10 protein-coding genes are annotated in these 15,719 nt (G+C 62.0%); 8 read left to right on the top strand and 2 right to left on the bottom strand.

Translation table 11 applies throughout. From position 1 onward, the window contains the following. Window positions 1-9: 9 nt before the first annotated feature. Window positions 10-1,218, bottom strand: a complete 1,209-nt coding sequence (locus GGI60_RS02130; protein ID WP_183912995.1) for an ROK family protein — start codon at window positions 1,216-1,218, stop codon at window positions 10-12. A 202-nt stretch (window positions 1,219-1,420) separates the two neighbouring features. On the opposite strand from GGI60_RS02130, the gene GGI60_RS02125 reads away from it, so the two are divergent. The 5 genes from GGI60_RS02125 to GGI60_RS02105 all read left to right on the top strand — a co-directional run bounded on the left by GGI60_RS02125 (window position 1,421) and on the right by GGI60_RS02105 (window position 7,974). Continuing rightward, window positions 1,421-2,707: an ABC transporter substrate-binding protein gene (locus tag GGI60_RS02125; RefSeq protein ID WP_183912997.1), complete on the top strand. Its 1,287-nt coding sequence runs from the start codon at window positions 1,421-1,423 to the stop codon at window positions 2,705-2,707. A gap of 198 nt (window positions 2,708-2,905) precedes the next feature. After that, window positions 2,906-3,790 (top strand): carbohydrate ABC transporter permease, encoded by an 885-nt coding sequence (locus GGI60_RS02120; protein WP_183912998.1) that lies wholly within the window; start codon window positions 2,906-2,908, stop codon window positions 3,788-3,790. Then, window positions 3,790-4,641, top strand: coding sequence for a carbohydrate ABC transporter permease (locus GGI60_RS02115; RefSeq protein WP_183913000.1), 852 nt, complete (start codon window positions 3,790-3,792; stop codon window positions 4,639-4,641). The genes GGI60_RS02120 and GGI60_RS02115 overlap by 1 nt, the downstream gene beginning before the upstream one ends. 37 nt (window positions 4,642-4,678) lie before the next feature. Next, window positions 4,679-5,824, top strand: coding sequence for an ABC transporter ATP-binding protein (locus tag GGI60_RS02110; RefSeq protein ID WP_183913002.1), 1,146 nt, complete (start codon window positions 4,679-4,681; stop codon window positions 5,822-5,824). Between the two features lie 17 nt (window positions 5,825-5,841). Then, window positions 5,842-7,974, top strand: coding sequence for a beta-galactosidase (locus GGI60_RS02105; protein ID WP_183913004.1), 2,133 nt, complete (start codon window positions 5,842-5,844; stop codon window positions 7,972-7,974). Between the two features lie 221 nt (window positions 7,975-8,195). Here GGI60_RS02105 and GGI60_RS02100 read toward each other — a convergent pair whose 3' ends face one another. After that, window positions 8,196-8,798, bottom strand: a complete 603-nt coding sequence (locus GGI60_RS02100) for a hypothetical protein (protein ID WP_183913006.1) — start codon at window positions 8,796-8,798, stop codon at window positions 8,196-8,198. Between the two features lie 766 nt (window positions 8,799-9,564). Here GGI60_RS02100 and GGI60_RS02095 point away from each other — a divergent pair. From GGI60_RS02095 to GGI60_RS02085, 3 genes are all read left to right on the top strand, one after another. Next, the gene (locus tag GGI60_RS02095) at window positions 9,565-11,757 is read left to right on the top strand and encodes a PAS domain S-box protein (protein WP_183913008.1); all 2,193 of its coding nucleotides are present in this window, start codon (window positions 9,565-9,567) and stop codon (window positions 11,755-11,757) included. Continuing rightward, window positions 11,750-12,124 carry a response regulator gene (locus GGI60_RS02090; protein ID WP_183913010.1) on the top strand — a complete coding sequence of 125 codons (375 nt, stop codon included), beginning with the start codon at window positions 11,750-11,752 and terminating at the stop codon, window positions 12,122-12,124. Before GGI60_RS02095 ends, GGI60_RS02090 begins: the two co-directional genes overlap by 8 nt. Before the next feature lie 390 nt (window positions 12,125-12,514). After that, window positions 12,515-15,298 (top strand): EAL domain-containing protein, encoded by a 2,784-nt coding sequence (locus tag GGI60_RS02085; protein ID WP_183913012.1) that lies wholly within the window; start codon window positions 12,515-12,517, stop codon window positions 15,296-15,298. Window positions 15,299-15,719 lie beyond the last annotated feature (421 nt).

Raw genomic sequence — 15,719 nt, 5'->3', positions numbered from 1 at the left:
TGCCGCACTTCAAGCCGCCGACGTCGAGCCTCTGACGCCCAGCGTCGCTATATCCGTCACCCCGCCGGATGACTCGAAATCAAATATCTTCTGCGTCACCAGGGCCGCCGCTCCCCGGGCCCAGGAGTTGTCCTCCCAGTCGGGCAGCAGCGGCGGTGCGGTGCGGAAGGTGCGGGCGGTGAGGGCTTCGCGCAGGGGCGTGAGGAAGGCGTCGCCGAGGGAGACGGCTTCGCCGCCGGCGACAATCACTTCGGGGTCGGTGATGTTGACGAGGTTGGCGAGCGCCGTGCCGATGCCGCGGCCGGAATCTCCGACGAGGGTGAGGGCGGTGGCATCGCCTGAGGCGAGGGCGGTGCGGAGTTCGGGGAGGCCGAGGTCCTCGCGGCCGGTCGTTTCGCGCCAGCGGCGCAGCATCGACAGTTCGGAGTGGTAGGCCATCAGGCAGCCGCGCTTGCCGCATTCGCAGAGGCGGCCGCCTTCCTCGAACAGCGTGTGGCCGAATTTGCCGGCAGCGCCATTGGCGCCGCGATAGAGCTTGCCGTCGATGACGAGGGCGCAGCTGATGCCGACGCCGACGGCGAGCACCGCCATGTTGCGGTGCTGGCGGCCGAGGCCGAAGAGCTGCTGGGCGATGGCGTAGGCGTTGGTATCGTCCTCCAGCCAGACCGGCACGTGGACGCGGGCGGCCACCAGCGAGGCGAGCGGAACGTTGTCCCATCGGAAACGGTGGCTGCGTACGCAGGCCGTCTGCTCGTGGTTGATGACACCGGGCATGGAGATGCCGATGCCGGCGAGCTTGGCCTTCGGCCGGCCGGCGAGCTTGACCAGCGCGGGCACGGTGCCGGCCAGGAGATCGGCGACATAATGGGGATCGTGGCCCTCCAGGCCGACGCGCATGGCGGCAACGGGATTGGTGGCGAGATCGGTCGCCACGCATTCCACCGAATCCACCATCAGCTTGAAGCCGAGCGCGAGCGAGTGCTCGTAGTTGATCTCGACGGGGATCGGCCGGCGGCCGGCGGGGCCGGGCACGGCCTTGCCCTCGGTGACGATGCCTTCCTCCAGAAGGTCGGCGACGACGAAGGTGACGGCGGCCGGGGAGAGGCCGATGACGGTGGCGATATCGGCGCGGCTCCTCGGCCCTTCGCGTCTGAGAAGGTTGAGGATGAGGCGTCGGTTCATGGCTCTCGCCGTGGTCTGGTCGCCTTTCAGCTTCACGATGCATTCCTTAATTTTGTAAATTAATTATTGCGGGCTCGCTCAATCTATGCATAAGTTCGCCCGCCGATCAACTGAAGCCGGGGCGATTGTACGCCAGGCATCGCAGGGCGAACGGCGCGTTGAATGCCTGATCGAGCGCGTTCCAGGGAGGGGGCCGCTTGAGACGGGCGGTGTTGATCGATCAACTGGGAGGAATTCAATGGCATTTTCGAAGCAATTTCCCGAAACCACCCGCAGAAGCTTCCTGAAAGGGGCGGGCGCTGTTTCCGCGGCCGCGGTCACCGGTGCGGCGGTCGGCGGCCTTCCGATCCCGGCGATCGCGCAGGCGCAGGAGGTTACGATGATCTCGGCCGAAAACAACGGTGCGGCACTCGACGCGCTGAAAGCGATCGCGGCGGGCTTCACCAAGGAATCCGGCGTCAACGTCGTCATCAACAACATGGATCACGAGGCGCACAAGACGGCGATCCGCAACTATCTCGTCGCGGGCGCGCCGGATGTCTGCTCCTGGTTCTCGGGCAACCGCATGCGTGCCTTCGTCAAGCGCGGCCTGTTCGACGATATTTCCGACCTGTTCGAGAAGGAAAAATACAAGGACGTGCTGGGTGCGACGGCCGGCGCCGTCACCGAGGACGGCAAGCAATATGGACTTCCCACGGGCGGCACGCTCTGGGGCATGTTCTATCGCAAGGATGTGTTCGAGCAGCATGGCCTTACAGTGCCGAAGACCGCCGAGGACTTCATGGCCTATGGCGACAAGTGCAAGGCGGCCGGCATCACGCCGATCGCGATCGGCACCAAGGAATTGTGGCCGGCGGCCGGCTGGTTCGACCAGATGAACCTGCGCATCAACGGGCTCGACAAGCACATGGCGCTGATGAACGGCGAGATGAGCTATCTCGATCCGTCGCTGACTGCCGTCTTCGACCAGTGGGAGGCGATGATATCAAAGGGCTTCTTCACGCCAAACCACACCTCCTTCGGTTGGCAGGAGGCCGCCGCACTTCTGGCGCAGAAGAAGGCCGGCATGATGAACCTCGGCGCCTTCCTGCGTTCGGCCTTCACTGAAGCGGATTTGCCGCAGCTCGCCTATGCCACCTTCCCGGTGCTCGACGCCAAGGTCGGCCATTTCGAGGAGTTCTCGGTCAATTCGATCCACATTCCCGCCAAGGCGAAGAACAAGCAGGGCGCGCGCGATTTCCTCGCCTATTTCTACAGGCCGGAGAATTTGGCAGCCTATCTGGAGCCGGGCGGCAACGTGCCGCCGCGTCACGACCTGCCGCCGAGCAAGGATCCGCTCGTCAACGTCGCCGTCGAGACGATGAAGACGGTGCAGGGCACCTCGCAATATTACGACCGCGACAGCGACCCCGACATGGCCCAGGCCGGCCTCGTCGGCTTCCAGGAATTCATGGCCAAGCCCGACCGGCGCAAGGCGATCCTGACGCGGCTCGAGGGGACGCGGAAGCGAATTTATAAGATCTGAGGCTGGCGTGTTTTGAGGTTTGCCCCTCACCCTAACCCTCTCCGCTTGCGGGGAGAGGGGACGTGCCCTGCGAGATGTTGGCGAGGGACGGAGAGGTTGCGGCGTTTCCCCTTCGCCCCGTTTACGGGGAGAAGGGGGCGGCAACCGGATGAAGGGCAAGCTTCACCGCTTGCTCTTATCCTAAACAAGGTTCTCGACATGCAGACATTATGGCGCCGCCAGCGTTGGTGGCTTACCCCGACTTTGCTTATCGCGCCTGCGATCGCGCTGTTCTTCACCGTCATCCTGCTCTCGGCGGTCAGGAGTGTGTGGATCAGTTTTCACGAGTGGGACGGGTTCGGGCCGATGGTGTGGATTGGGCTCGGCAATTACGTCGAGCTCTACAGCGATCCGCAATTCTACGTGTCGCTGAAGAACAACCTGATCTGGCTCGTGATGTTCATGGCCGCGCCGCCGATCGGGCTCGCCATTGCGCTCTTGGTCAACCAGAAGATTGCAGGCATGCGCTTCCTGAAGTCGCTGTTCTTCATTCCGCTGGTGCTGGCGTCGGTGACCGTCGGCGTCGTCTTCACCTGGGTCTATACGCCGGAGTTCGGGCTGCTGGCGCTAATCTTCAGGGCCTTCGGGGCGGTGGCGCCGGCCGTGCTTTCCGACGAACATTTCGTCACTTTCGCGATCGTCATCGCAGCCCTCTGGCCGCAGATCACCTTCTGCATGGTGCTCTATCTCGCCGGCCTCAACAATCTGAGCGAAGAGCTGATCGGGGCGGGGCGCGTCGATGGGGCGAGGGGCTGGAACATGCTGCGCCACATCGTGCTGCCGCAGCTGACGCAGGTCACCTTCATCGCCATTGCCGTCACCGTCGTCGGTGCGCTGCGCTCCTTCGACATGATCTCGGTTATGACGGCGGGCGGGCCGTTCGGCTCTTCCTCGGTGCTTGCCTACCAGATGTACGAGCAGTCGATCTTCTCCTACCGCTTCGGCTACGGCGCGGCGATCGCCTCGGTGCTTTTCGTGATCATGGCCGTCTTCATCGCCTGGTATCTCACCCACATCATCCGCAGCGAAGAGAGGGGAGGCTGATGTATCCTCGTCCCATTCCCGAAAGCGCGATCTGGCAGCGCCGGTTCTATGTGTCTGCCGTCGTCATCGTGCTCATCCTCTGGCTCTGCCCGCTCTTTGCGATCATCCTCACGTCCTTCCGCTCGACGGCGGACGTGATGGGCGGCAATCTCTGGGGCTGGCCGACCGAGATCGGCCTCATCGACAATTACCGGGCCGTGTTCACCGACACGCCGATGGCGCGCTATTTCCTGAACAGCCTGATCATCACCATCCCTTCCGTGATCGGCGTGCTGGTGCTGTCGACGCTCGCGGGCTTCGTGCTGTCGCGCTACCGCTTTCCCGGCAACATGCTGATCTTCGCGCTCTTCGTCGGCGGCAATTTCCTGCCGCACCAGATCATGATGATCCCGGTGCGCGACCTGATGGTGCGACTCGACCTGATCGATACCACCGTGGCGCTGATCATCTTCCATGTCGCCTTTCAGACGGGGTTTGCGACACTCTTCATGCGCAATTTCATTGCCGCATTGCCGGATGAGCTGTTCCAGGCGGCCCGCGCCGAGGGCGCCTCGCCGTTCCAGACGCTGATCCATGTAGTGATCCCGCTGGTGCGGCCGGCGCTCGCCGCCCTTGCCATCCTGATCTTCACCTTCGTCTGGAACGATTATTTCTGGGCCGTGGTGCTGACCGTCAGCGACAGCGTCAAGCCGGTCACTGCTGGCCTTGCCAATCTGCGCGGCGAATGGGTCTCGGCCTGGAACCTGGTTTCGGCAGGCACGATCATCGTCGCCGTGCCGCCCGTCATCATGTTCTTCCTGATGCAGCGGCACTTCATCGCCGGCCTCACCATGGGCGCGGTGAAGGGATGAGCCGGCGTCTTCCGTTTCAACAAGAGAGGGCCAGGATATGACCAGTCTCGAACTGCGAGAGATCAACAAGAATTACGGCGCCTATCATGCGCTGCGCGGCATCGATCTTTCGGTCGCGCAAGGCGAGTTCATCGTCATGGTCGGCCCGTCCGGCTGCGGCAAGTCCACGCTGTTGAAATCCATCGCCGGGCTGGAGACCATCTCATCCGGCCAGATCGTGATCAACGGCCGCGATGTGACGCGGCAGGAGCCGGGTGACCGCGGCATCGCCATGGTCTTCCAATCCTATGCGCTTTATCCGCACATGACGGTGGCCGAAAACATGGGCTTTGGCCTCCGCATGGCCAAGCGCCCGAAGGCCGAGATCGACGCGGCGGTCGCCCGCGCCGCCAAGATCCTCCGGATCGATGACCAGCTCGACAAGCGGCCGAAGCAGCTTTCCGGCGGCCAGCGGCAGCGCGTGGCGATCGGCCGGGCGATCACCCGCTCGCCCGAGGTTTTCCTGTTCGACGAGCCGCTGTCGAACCTCGATGCGGCGCTCAGAACCCAGATGCGCGTCGAACTCAGCAGCCTGCATGCCGAGCTCGGCGCCACCATGGTTTATGTCACCCACGACCAGGTGGAGGCGATGACCATGGCAAGCCGCATCGTCGTGTTGAACAAGGGGATCATCGAGCAGATAGGCTCGCCGCTGGCGCTCTACCGCAACCCCGACAACCTCTTCGTCGCCGGCTTCCTCGGCGCGCCCAGAATGAATTTCCTCGGCGTTACCCTCGACGCCGTCTCCGGCCTGGATGTCACCGTTTCGGCGCCCGGCCTTTCGCCGCTGACCGTGGAGCTCGCCCAGCCGACGGCGCTCTCGAAAGGCGCGGCTCTCACGCTCGGCGTGCGCCCGGAGGCGATCTCTGTTGTCGCCGAGGGCAGCGAGGGCGGGGCCATGCATGGCGAGGTCCGCCTCGTCGAGCATCTCGGCCGCGAGACCATTCTCTATGTCGATGCCGGCAATCTCCGCACCATCGCGTCGGAAAGCGGCACCGGCAATATCACCGCGCAGCTCTCCTACGTCGCGCCCTTTGCGGCCGGGCAGAAGGTGGCGCTGAAGCTCGATGCGAACGAGCTCTATCTCTTCTCCCCCGACGGCGGCCGCACGATCAGCGCCCGCAAGACCATTCTCGACAAGTAATCAGGAAAGAACCGCCCGTGTCCGACAAGACCCTCTCCGCATGGAACACCGTCCAGACCGACCGCTTCCTCGTCGGTGTGCCGCATTATCCCGAACATGTCGACGAAAGCTATTGGGAGCGCGATGCCGAGCGCATGGCCAAAGCCGGCTTCAACGTCGTGCGCATGGCCGAATTCGCCTGGCACATTCTAGAGCCGAAGCTCGGCACCTATGATTTCGATCTCTTCGACCGCGCCATAGCAATCCTCGGGCGCCACGGCATCGATACGATCATGTGCACGCCGACGGCCACACCGCCGCGCTGGCTGACAGCGGCGCACCCTGAAATTTTAAGGGTCGACGGCAAGGGCCGGCCGATGAGCCATGGCTCGCGCCAGCATTGCGACACGGCAAGCCCGGTCTTCCGCGAGCACAGCAAGCGCATCACCAGGGCGATGGCCGAGCATTATCGCGGCAATCCGCATGTCGTCGGCTGGCAGGCCGACAATGAGCTGAACACTAGCATGCCGGAGAGCTTTTCCCAGGCGACGCTCAGCGAATTCCAGCTGTTCCTCGCCGATAAATACCGCGAGATATCAAAGCTCAACGCCGCCTGGGGCGGCGATTTCTGGGCGACGGCCTATGACAGTTTCGACCAGGTGGTGCTGCCGATCGAATTCGGCCCGACCTTCCCGAGCCCCGGCCATCTGCAGGATTATCACCGCTTCCTCGCCTTCTCCACCGCGCGCTTCCAGCACGATCAGGTCGAGATCCTCAGGGCGGTGAAATCCTCCTGGTTCGTCTTCCACAATCTCGGCGGCTTGAGGGATATAGATTTCCGCGGCCAGTTCAGCAAGGATCTCGATTTCGTCGGCTACGACATCTATCCGATGCTCTATGACGAGTTCATGCGGCTCGGCAACCACGCCAAGGTGCAGGCGCTGCACCTCGATATCTGCCGCGGCTTTTCCGGCAATTACATTGTGCCCGAGCAGCAATCGGGCTTCGGCAGCCAGCCGGGCTTCTGCACGCTGACGCCGGAGCCGGGCGAGCTGCGCCGCATGGCGCTCTCCTCCGTTGCTCATGGTGCTGACGGCCTGATGTTCTTCCGCTGGCGGCCCGCCCATTTCGGCGCCGAGATCTATTGGATGGGCATCATCGACCATGACGATATCGGCCGCCATCGCTATGAGGAGGCTAGGCGCTTCGCGACCGAGATGACGGCGCTGAAAAACAAGATCCTCGGCACCTATGTGCGCATGGATGTCGGCATCGCCGGCTCCGATTTCGACAATCAGGAAGCCCACAAGACCTATCCGATCGGCCTGCCGAGTCCGCAGGACGATGCGATCCTGCTGCATCAGCATTGTTACGACCGCGGCATCGCCTGCGGCTTCATCCATCCGGAGGACGATCTTTCCAAACTGAAGCTCTTCTATGTGCCCCATTGGGTGATGTGGAAGGACGAATGGACGGCGAGGCTCGAAGCCTTCGCCGCAGCAGGCGGCACCGTCGTCATCGGCGCTCGCACCGGCACCCGCACTGAGGACAACCACGTCATTCGCGAAACCGCGCCCGGCACCGCTCTTTCGAAGCTGACCGGCGTGCGCGTCGAAGATTTCGGCCGTCTCGCAGCCCCCGGCGCCAACGGCCTGTTCGACGTGATGGAGCGCTCCGGCGGCCTCGTCATCCCGCCAAACAAACCGGCCGAAAGCCACCGCCGCGTCCGCCGCTTCAAGATCGGCAACCGCGAAATGGCCGCCGGCCATTTCTACGAAAACCTTACCATCGCCCCCGACGTCGAGGTGATCGCCGCCTGGTCCAACCGCTACGCCGAGGGCCAGCCGATGGCGACCTCCCGCAAGGTGGGCAAGGGGCAGGTGGTCTATCTCGGGACGTATCTGACGCCTAAGCTGACCGAGGCGCTGACGGAGCGGCTGTTTGCGCCGGCGGGCATCGAACCGCTGGTCGGCGGGCTGCCCGAGGGCGTGGAGGTGACGATGCGGATGAACGACGAGCGGCGGCTGCTGTTCGTGCAGAATTATATGGATCAGGCTGTGACGGTGGGTGGGGTGCCTGCCGGGCGGGATCTGCTGGATGGGGAGAAGAAGGTGGCGGGGAGGCTGGAGCTTGGGGGGTATGGGTGTGCGATTGTGGAGTTGGAGGGGTGAGGGGAAGGCGGAGGGGAAGAAAGGTGTTGCGCGCGTTTGGGATCGGATGCAATTCGCCGATATCAACCGGCAGCAACTGATGGCTCAGAGCTATCTCTTTATTGAGAGACAAGGCTGCTTTGCGCCTCCATTCCGGCCGTCCGACGAGCCGTTGGTCAAGCCCGAAAGCCGCCATTTAATGGGTTGCGCTAGGCTCCGGTTGATAGAGGGAAACAATAGCCCTAGTTGCCCCAGCCAACTTGGAACCGATCAAATCGAACCTCGCTCAACGGCCGGTTGGAGGGGCTTAGCCTTACCGAACGAAGAACGAGATGAAGCTCGGGGGAATAGTAGTGTTCGAAAATAATCGGAGGTAATTTCGTCAGTTTCAGACGGCTGTTGATGGCCCAAACTTTGTAGGAACAAGATGCAATAGTTTCCTCTCCCAAGCCGTCGAACCGGATAAAAGTCGTGCCCGAAACAGATTTTTTGCCATTGATGAAAAGCGTGGTGGCGGATTGCCAGTTCTTCTTCTGTGGGAGATCGTCTAACGCAATCGCATTCGCGTATTTCAGCTCATGCGTGCCGCTGGCGCTCACTCTCTTTTCGACGAGCAATGGGTGCAAATATACAGCCGAGACCGGCTGCAGTGAACCGTCGCGCTCCATCAGCCGTTGTTCGGTGAGACCCACGCCCTCCGGCTTATAGAATACGGAATAAAAGGGCGTTTCTCTGGTCAGCAGCACGCCCTGATTGGTTTGTTTAGCGGTTAAGCAATCGCCAAAGGCTGGTACAGCCAATGTTATTCCAACCAGTAGCGACAAACTTCTTAGCAAGATCGACATCCCAGTGATTCCCCTCATCCAGGGGCTGCGCGGGCAGGATAACGCAATGGTTTATGACCTGGAACAATTCTCAAGCGCTACAGTCTGCAACCGAAGTGAGGCTAAATAACTCGCGTCAAACCTAAAACCAAGAAGATCAACAAAGCAGAGGTCGCCAACACGAAAGAGGCAAGGCGTACGAGAACTTCTCTCGGCTTCATCAATACGCAATTATCATCAGCTCCTCGATCGGCCCAGTAGAATTTGGGCCCTAAATCTTCGCTGAAAGTCGAAGCCGTTTGATCGACCTGACGTACCAATACCAGCTGTGAGCGCAAAGCCGCCCACCAAGCACAAGATGAACTGCTACAAATCGAAACGGCCAGGGAACTTTGCCGCAGAATGGTCAAGGGGATCGCTTCGGGCGCGGTGACTTACGAAGTCTTTCGGACTTGGCTTGATACGCCAGGAAGGTCAGCCTTCCCGACTACCAATGATAGCGGGTCAAGTGGAAACTGTGATCCCGAGCGGGTTCGCGGCTCAGGATCATGGCGGCTAGATAGCCAGTTCGGCGGCGGCTTCGGCCGACAGGGATTTCGGAGGGGCTGCCTGGGTCGTTGGCGCCACACTGAATAAATCTTCGCCTGTCGTGGAAACCAATCCCCGAGTCACGCGTTTATGGCCGTTGACCCGTTGTGGAGTCATGCAGGGCGGACTCTCAATATCCCGCTGCTGTTCCTGTCTGCGATAGCTGAAGGCTGGCGGAGGCATTGAGTTAGGACGTTTGATGTCGAATGTAGAAGAATTCCCTGCGACCGCCTCACGAAAGCTGAGTGAATTCGAGGCCCTTCTCAGTCTGGCGCCGAGCGTGCTTGATGCCATGCCTGGCGCCGTCTACGTCTGCGACCATGAAGGCTGGCTGGTGCGCTACAACTCGGAGGCTGCCGAGCTTTGGGGGCGCGCGCCGGCGCTCGATGGGAAGCACGACCGTTTCTGCGGATCTTACCGCCTTTTTCTGCCCGACGGCGCGCCCTTGCCGCATGGCGATTGCCCGATGGCGGCCGCCGTTTCGCTGGGCACGTCCGCGCACAATGCCGAAGTCATCATCGAGCGGCCGGATGGTTTTCGTTTTCCCGCACTGGTGAACATTCGCGCGCTCAGAGATCACCAGGGAAATATCCAGGGTGCGATCAATTGCTTCCAGGACATCTCGGCGCATAAAGCGGCCGAGGAAGAGGTGCGCCGCAAGATCGTGGAGCTCGAGGACTTCTTCGAAAACAGCGCGGTTGGCCTTCATATCGTCAGCGGTGACGGCATCATCCGCCGCGCCAACAAGGCTGAGCTTGCTCTGCTCGGCTACAGCGCCGACGAATATGTCGGCCGCCACATAGCCGAGTTTCACGCCGATGCGCCTGTCATCGGAGATATCCTTCAGAGATTGTCATGCGGCGAGAAGCTGGACCGCTATCCCGCGCGGCTGCGGGCAAAGGACGGGTCGGTCAAGCATGTGCTGATTACTTCGAACAGCCGCCTCCAGGACGGCAAATTCGTCAGTACCCGCTGCTTCACGACCGATGTGACCGATCTTTACGAGGCCGAAAGTGCTCGGCGCGAAAGCGAGGAGCGGCTGGCGGCAACATATAATGCGGCGACGATCGGGATTGCGGAAGCGGATGCCGCCGGCCGGCTTCTGCGGGTGAACGACGCCCTCTGCAAGATGTTGAAGCGGTCGCGCGAGGAACTGCTCAGCATGAGCTTCTTCGATTATACCCACGAAAGCGGTAGGGACGAGGATGGCGCGCTTTACGAGCGCCAGGTGCGTGGCGAGTTGGACAGCTATTCCTTCCGAAAACGCTCGACGACGCCGGATGGGCAGACGATTTACCTTGACGTTCATAGCTCGTCTGTGCGCGATCAAACCGGTCATTTCCGTTATGGCGTGCGGGTAATCCAGGACGTCACCGCGGCAAAGCAGATGGAAGACCAAATCCGCGCCAGCGAACAACGCATGCGCGACCTTCTGGAAGCTTTGCCAGCGGCCGTTTATACAACCGACGCCGAAGGCCGCATCACCTTCTACAACAAGGCGGCAGTCGAAATGTCAGGCCGCTTGCCTCAACCCGGCGATATGTGGTGCGTCACCTGGCGTCTGTACAACACGGATGGAACGCCTCTACCGCATGACCAGTGCCCGATGGCCATCGCGCTGAAAGAAGACCGCCCGGTCCGCGGGGCCGAAGCGATCGCCGAACGACCCGACGGTAGCCGGGTGCCGTTCACACCCTATCCGACGCCGCTCCACGATGCCGACGGCAAGCTGGTCGGCGCGATCAACATGCTCGTCGACATTTCCGAGCGCAAGCAGGCCGAGAGCCGGCAGAAGCTGCTGATCGACGAACTCAATCACCGGGTCAAAAATACGCTTGTGACAGTGCAGTCGCTGGCGGGGCAGACGGCGCGGCATGCGGATAATCTGGACGATTTCCTGCATCGGTTCGAAACGCGCGTTCTTGCTCTGTCGCGGGCCCATGATTTGCTGACGAAGCGGCACTGGAAGGACACGCCGCTGGATGGCCTTGCCGGCGAGGTGCTGATGCCGCTTGTGGAAGGGGCGGCAAGCCGCGTGACGATCGCCGGCCCTTCGGCCGATCTCGATCCTCGGACGGCGCTCAGCCTGACGGTGGTTCTCAACGAACTCGCGACGAACGCCATCAAACACGGAGCCCTGTCATCCAATACAGGCACGCTTTCGCTGAACTGGCACCTGGCTGATGAAACCCGGTCCGGACGGGAGTTGCTTCTCGATTGGCAGGAGCAGGGAGGCCCGAGGGTGGAGGCACCGACACGACGCGGCGTCGGCAGCCGCCTGATGGAGCGCTGCATCGAACGGGATCTCGGCGGCGCAATCGACCTCGCCTATGAACCCGCCGGCGTCAGCTGCAGGATCTCGATCCCGTTGCGCGGATCGACAGATGGGTGAATTTTCCGACCTCAAGGTGCTTGTCGTTGAGGATGAGGGCGTCGTGGCACTGCTGATCGAAGACATGCTCGAAGACCTCGGCTGCAGAATTGCGGCATCGGTCGCGCGGCTGCCCGAAGCATGCGCCGCCGCCGCCGGCGGCGAGTTCGATCTGGCCGTCCTCGATGTCAACCTGGCCGGCCAGCCGAGCTTCCCGGTCGCCGAGATCCTGCGCAAGCGGGGGATCCCCTTCATGTTCAGCACAGGTTACGGAAGCGCCAGCCTGCCTCAGGAATATGCCGGCTGCCCTGTCATATCCAAGCCGTTCTCTGCAGAAGATCTGAAACAGGAGATGACGGTTGCGTTCCGGGCGAGGATACTGCCGTAGGCGGACAATGCGGTGGCAATCCAGACTGGCGCGTTCCTGATCGGCCGCTGCACCCAATGCGTTTTAAATTCCTCTAGCCGGTTCCCTGGTTCGAAAAGCATCGGCCCAATGGCGAACGGTTAGGCCGGCGTGCGACGGCTACTCGAGTAGAATTCACTTGTCGGACAAAGCCAGGAAGTTCAAGCGGCATTCCGGTCGGCAATTGATGACGACACAAATCCGTTCACCATACCAACACACCCACCGTAAACCCTAATCCCACAACTCATTGAACAACCCGCCCCAGCGACCCAATTTTGCCCCCCATTCCCGCTGACCACCCCACGTACTTCAACTTTCCTTAAACACCCGCCGCATAGCGTAACCCCTCGAATTGAGGGGGCCCATTCAATGTTCACCGTTCTGACATGCATCACCGAGCAGCATAATCTTTCGCTGGTCGGTCTTGCGGGGTTGATCTGCTTTCTCGCCAGCCATTGCGCGATGGTTCTGCTTGATCGTGCGATGTCGTCGGGTGGCGCTGCGCGGTGGATATGGATGCTGACGGCGGGGGCGGCGGGTGGTTTCGGGATCTGGGCCACCCATTTTGTCGCGATGCTTGCTTATGACCCCGGTGTCGTCGTCGGATATCATCCCGGCCTGACGTTGGTTTCGCTGCTGGTCGCGATCGTGGCGACGACGGGCGCCGTTGCGGCGAAGATCGCCTACGGCAGATGGGCGGCGAATATCGGCGCGGGCGTGCTCTTCGGCGCCGGCATCGGCTCGATGCATTTCACCGGCATGCTGGCTATAGAATCTCCGGGAGAGATTGCCTGGGACCGGCGCTTCGTGGCGGCGTCGATCGTTCTCGGCATCGCCGTTTCGATTGCCGCTTTTCGATTTGCGAGCAGGGGCAGGCGTTCGCTTCTGGCCAGGTTCGCACCAGCGCTTCTGTTGACGCTCGGCGTTGTCGCCCTGCATTTCACCGCGATGGCCGGTGTCACCGTAACGCCAGGCTTTGCCGCGCTCGATCCGGCGACGCTGCTTTCGCCTGATGTCATGGTGGTGACGATCGCCGCCGTCACCTTTTCGTTGCTGGCCGCGGGTTTTGCGGCCGCCATATTCGCCGTGCGTTCCGAGGCCAAGGCCGCAAGGGCGGAGCGCAACTTCAAGCTCCTCGTCCAGGGCGTGACCGACTACGCCATCTGCACGCTCGACCCTAACGGCAAGGTCAGCAACTGGAATGCCGGCGCCGAGCGCGCCAAAGGCTATAGCGCCGATGATATCGTCGGCAAGGATTTTTCACTGTTCTATTCCGAGGAAGACCGCCGGAACGGCCTGCCGCAGCGGGCGCTAAAGACCGCCCGCAGGGAAGGCAGATTCGAAACCCAGGGCTGGCGCTATCGCAAGGACGGATCCTCCTTCTGGGCCCATGTCGTCATCGATGCAATTCACGACGAGAGCGGCGCGCTGATCGGCTTTGCGAAGATCACCAAGGACAACAGCAAGCAGAAGGCGGATGCCGACAGGATCAAGGAGGTAACCCACAATCTCGACGTCGCGCTGCAGAATATGGGGCAGGGCATCTGCCTGTTCGACGGGGATGAGCGCCTAGTGCTTTGCAACAAGCGCTATCTCGAAATCTTCCGCTTCCCCGAGGGATCGGTGCGCCCCGGAATGGGCTACCGGCAGATGGTCGAAATTGGCTATGCTGCCAACACCGAGGACGCGGCGGAAGCGGCCGCGGGGGCCGAGGCGCACTATACCAGGAACATGGCGCTGATCAGGGGCGGGGCCGGCAGCGCGGTTCACAAATATCCGAGCGGCAAATCGCTCCAGCAGAATGTCAACATGCTGCCCAATGGCGGCTGGGTCATCACCTTCGAAGACATCACCGATCGGCTGAAATCCGAGGAGCAGGTCGCCTTCCTAGCCAAGCATGATGCGCTGACGGGCCTTCCGAACCGGCTGCATTTCGGCGAGCGCGTCTCTGAGGAACTGATGGTCGCGGAGCGGGTGAGGGGCAAGGTGGCGGTCGTCGGCATCGACCTCGACAAGTTCAAGGAGGTCAATGACCAACACGGGCACGGCACCGGCGACATGGTGCTCGTCGAGCTGACGCGCCGTCTCGCCGAGGTGCAGCAGGAGGGCGAGTTCGTTGCCCGCTTCGGCGGCGACGAGTTCGCCGCGATCAAGCGCTTCGACGAATTGAGCGTGCTCCATGATTTCATCACCCGTCTGGAAGGCGCGCTCGGTGGATCCGTCTCCGTCGACGGCTTCGAGATCAAGACCGGTGCCAGCCTCGGTGTTGCGATCTACCCTGGTGACGCCGAGAGCGTGGACGGGCTTCTCGCCAATGCCGACCTTGCCATGTACCGCGCCAAGCAATCCTTGCTGGAGAAGGTCTGCTTCTACGAGGCCGCGATGGACGAGACCGCGCGCCACCGCCGCGCGCTTGCCAACGACCTCTGGGCCTCGATCCACCGCAATGAGCTGCATCTGCACTATCAGGTGCACAAATCGGTGCGCACCGGCGAGATCACCGGCTACGAGGTGCTGCTGCGCTGGCGACATCACGCACGCGGCAACATCCCGCCAATGGATTTCATCGGCCTTGCTGAGGAATGCGGCGCGATCCTGCCGATCGGCGAATGGGTGCTGCGCGAAGCTTGCCGGGAGGCAGCAAGGTGGAACAACAACCACAAGATCGCCGTCAACCTCTCGCCGGTCCAGCTTGGCCATGCCGACATGGCGACAGTGATCGCGGGCATCCTTTCCGAAACCGGGCTGAACCCCCGCCGCCTCGAAATCGAGATCACCGAAAGCTCGATCATCGTCGACAAGGAGAAGGCGCTGCGGACGATGCGCGCGATCAAGGCGCTCGGCGTGTCGATTGCCATCGACGATTTCGGCACTGGCTATTCCTCGCTCGAAACGCTGCGCTCCTTCCCCTTCGACAAAATCAAGCTCGACAAGAGCTTCATGGCCGAGGTCGAGACCAGCCCGCAGTCCAAGGCGATCGTCCGCGCCATCCTGGCGCTCGGCCGGAGCCTGGAGGTGCCGGTGCTGGCTGAAGGCGTGGAGACGCAGGCGCAGCTCGATACACTCTGCGAGGAGCAATGCGACGAGGCGCAGGGCTATCTGCTCGGAAAGCCGCAGGCGATGGGCGAGGCGGTGCTTGGGAAGGCGGCTTGAAGCGGCTTGGCGGGATCGCGCCCATCTGTATCCGGTGTGCGGGGGAGTTATAGGGATTAGATGCGAGACGATGAGGCGCGTGAAGACGAGGCGACCGACGAGGAGCCGGTCATGCGAGCCACGCTGCCAAGGCGGCACGGCGGTCCCCAAAGCGGTGGCGGCGGGTTAGGCGGGAATGCAAATCCCATACTCCGTCATGATCGGCCTTGAGCCGAGCATCCATGCCACTGGTGTCGATGGGGGCGGTGTGGATGGTCGGCTCAAGGCCGAGCATGACGGAGGGTGAGGCGGACCGACGAGAGCCATTGCAGCCGATGTGCCACATCAGGCATTGCCATCCGCCAGTTCAACCAAACAATGTCGGCGCCGGCTGATCTGACCTTGCGCGGCAGCGAGGCCCATGCCCGGGAAAGCGGATTAG

It is taken from the genome of Rhizobium lentis, from assembly GCF_014200175.1.
In the GTDB taxonomy this organism is placed as follows: domain Bacteria; phylum Pseudomonadota; class Alphaproteobacteria; order Rhizobiales; family Rhizobiaceae; genus Rhizobium; species Rhizobium mulingense.
Note: the sequence above shows the minus strand (reverse complement) of the source record. Positions and strands in the feature narration are given on the sequence as shown.

Excerpts from the sequence above, each read along its gene's own strand:
- GGI60_RS02095 (WP_183913008.1), top strand. The coding sequence starts at position 9,565 with ATGTCGAATGTAGAAGAATTCCCTGCGACCGCCTCACGAAAGCTGAGT.
- GGI60_RS02110 (WP_183913002.1), top strand. The coding sequence starts at position 4,679 with ATGACCAGTCTCGAACTGCGAGAGATCAACAAGAATTACGGCGCCTAT.
- GGI60_RS02100 (WP_183913006.1), bottom strand. The coding sequence starts at position 8,798 with ATGTCGATCTTGCTAAGAAGTTTGTCGCTACTGGTTGGAATAACATTG.
- GGI60_RS02115 (WP_183913000.1), top strand. The coding sequence starts at position 3,790 with ATGTATCCTCGTCCCATTCCCGAAAGCGCGATCTGGCAGCGCCGGTTC.
- GGI60_RS02090 (WP_183913010.1), top strand. The coding sequence starts at position 11,750 with ATGGGTGAATTTTCCGACCTCAAGGTGCTTGTCGTTGAGGATGAGGGC.
- GGI60_RS02085 (WP_183913012.1), top strand. The coding sequence starts at position 12,515 with ATGTTCACCGTTCTGACATGCATCACCGAGCAGCATAATCTTTCGCTG.
- GGI60_RS02125 (WP_183912997.1), top strand. The coding sequence starts at position 1,421 with ATGGCATTTTCGAAGCAATTTCCCGAAACCACCCGCAGAAGCTTCCTG.
- GGI60_RS02120 (WP_183912998.1), top strand. The coding sequence starts at position 2,906 with ATGCAGACATTATGGCGCCGCCAGCGTTGGTGGCTTACCCCGACTTTG.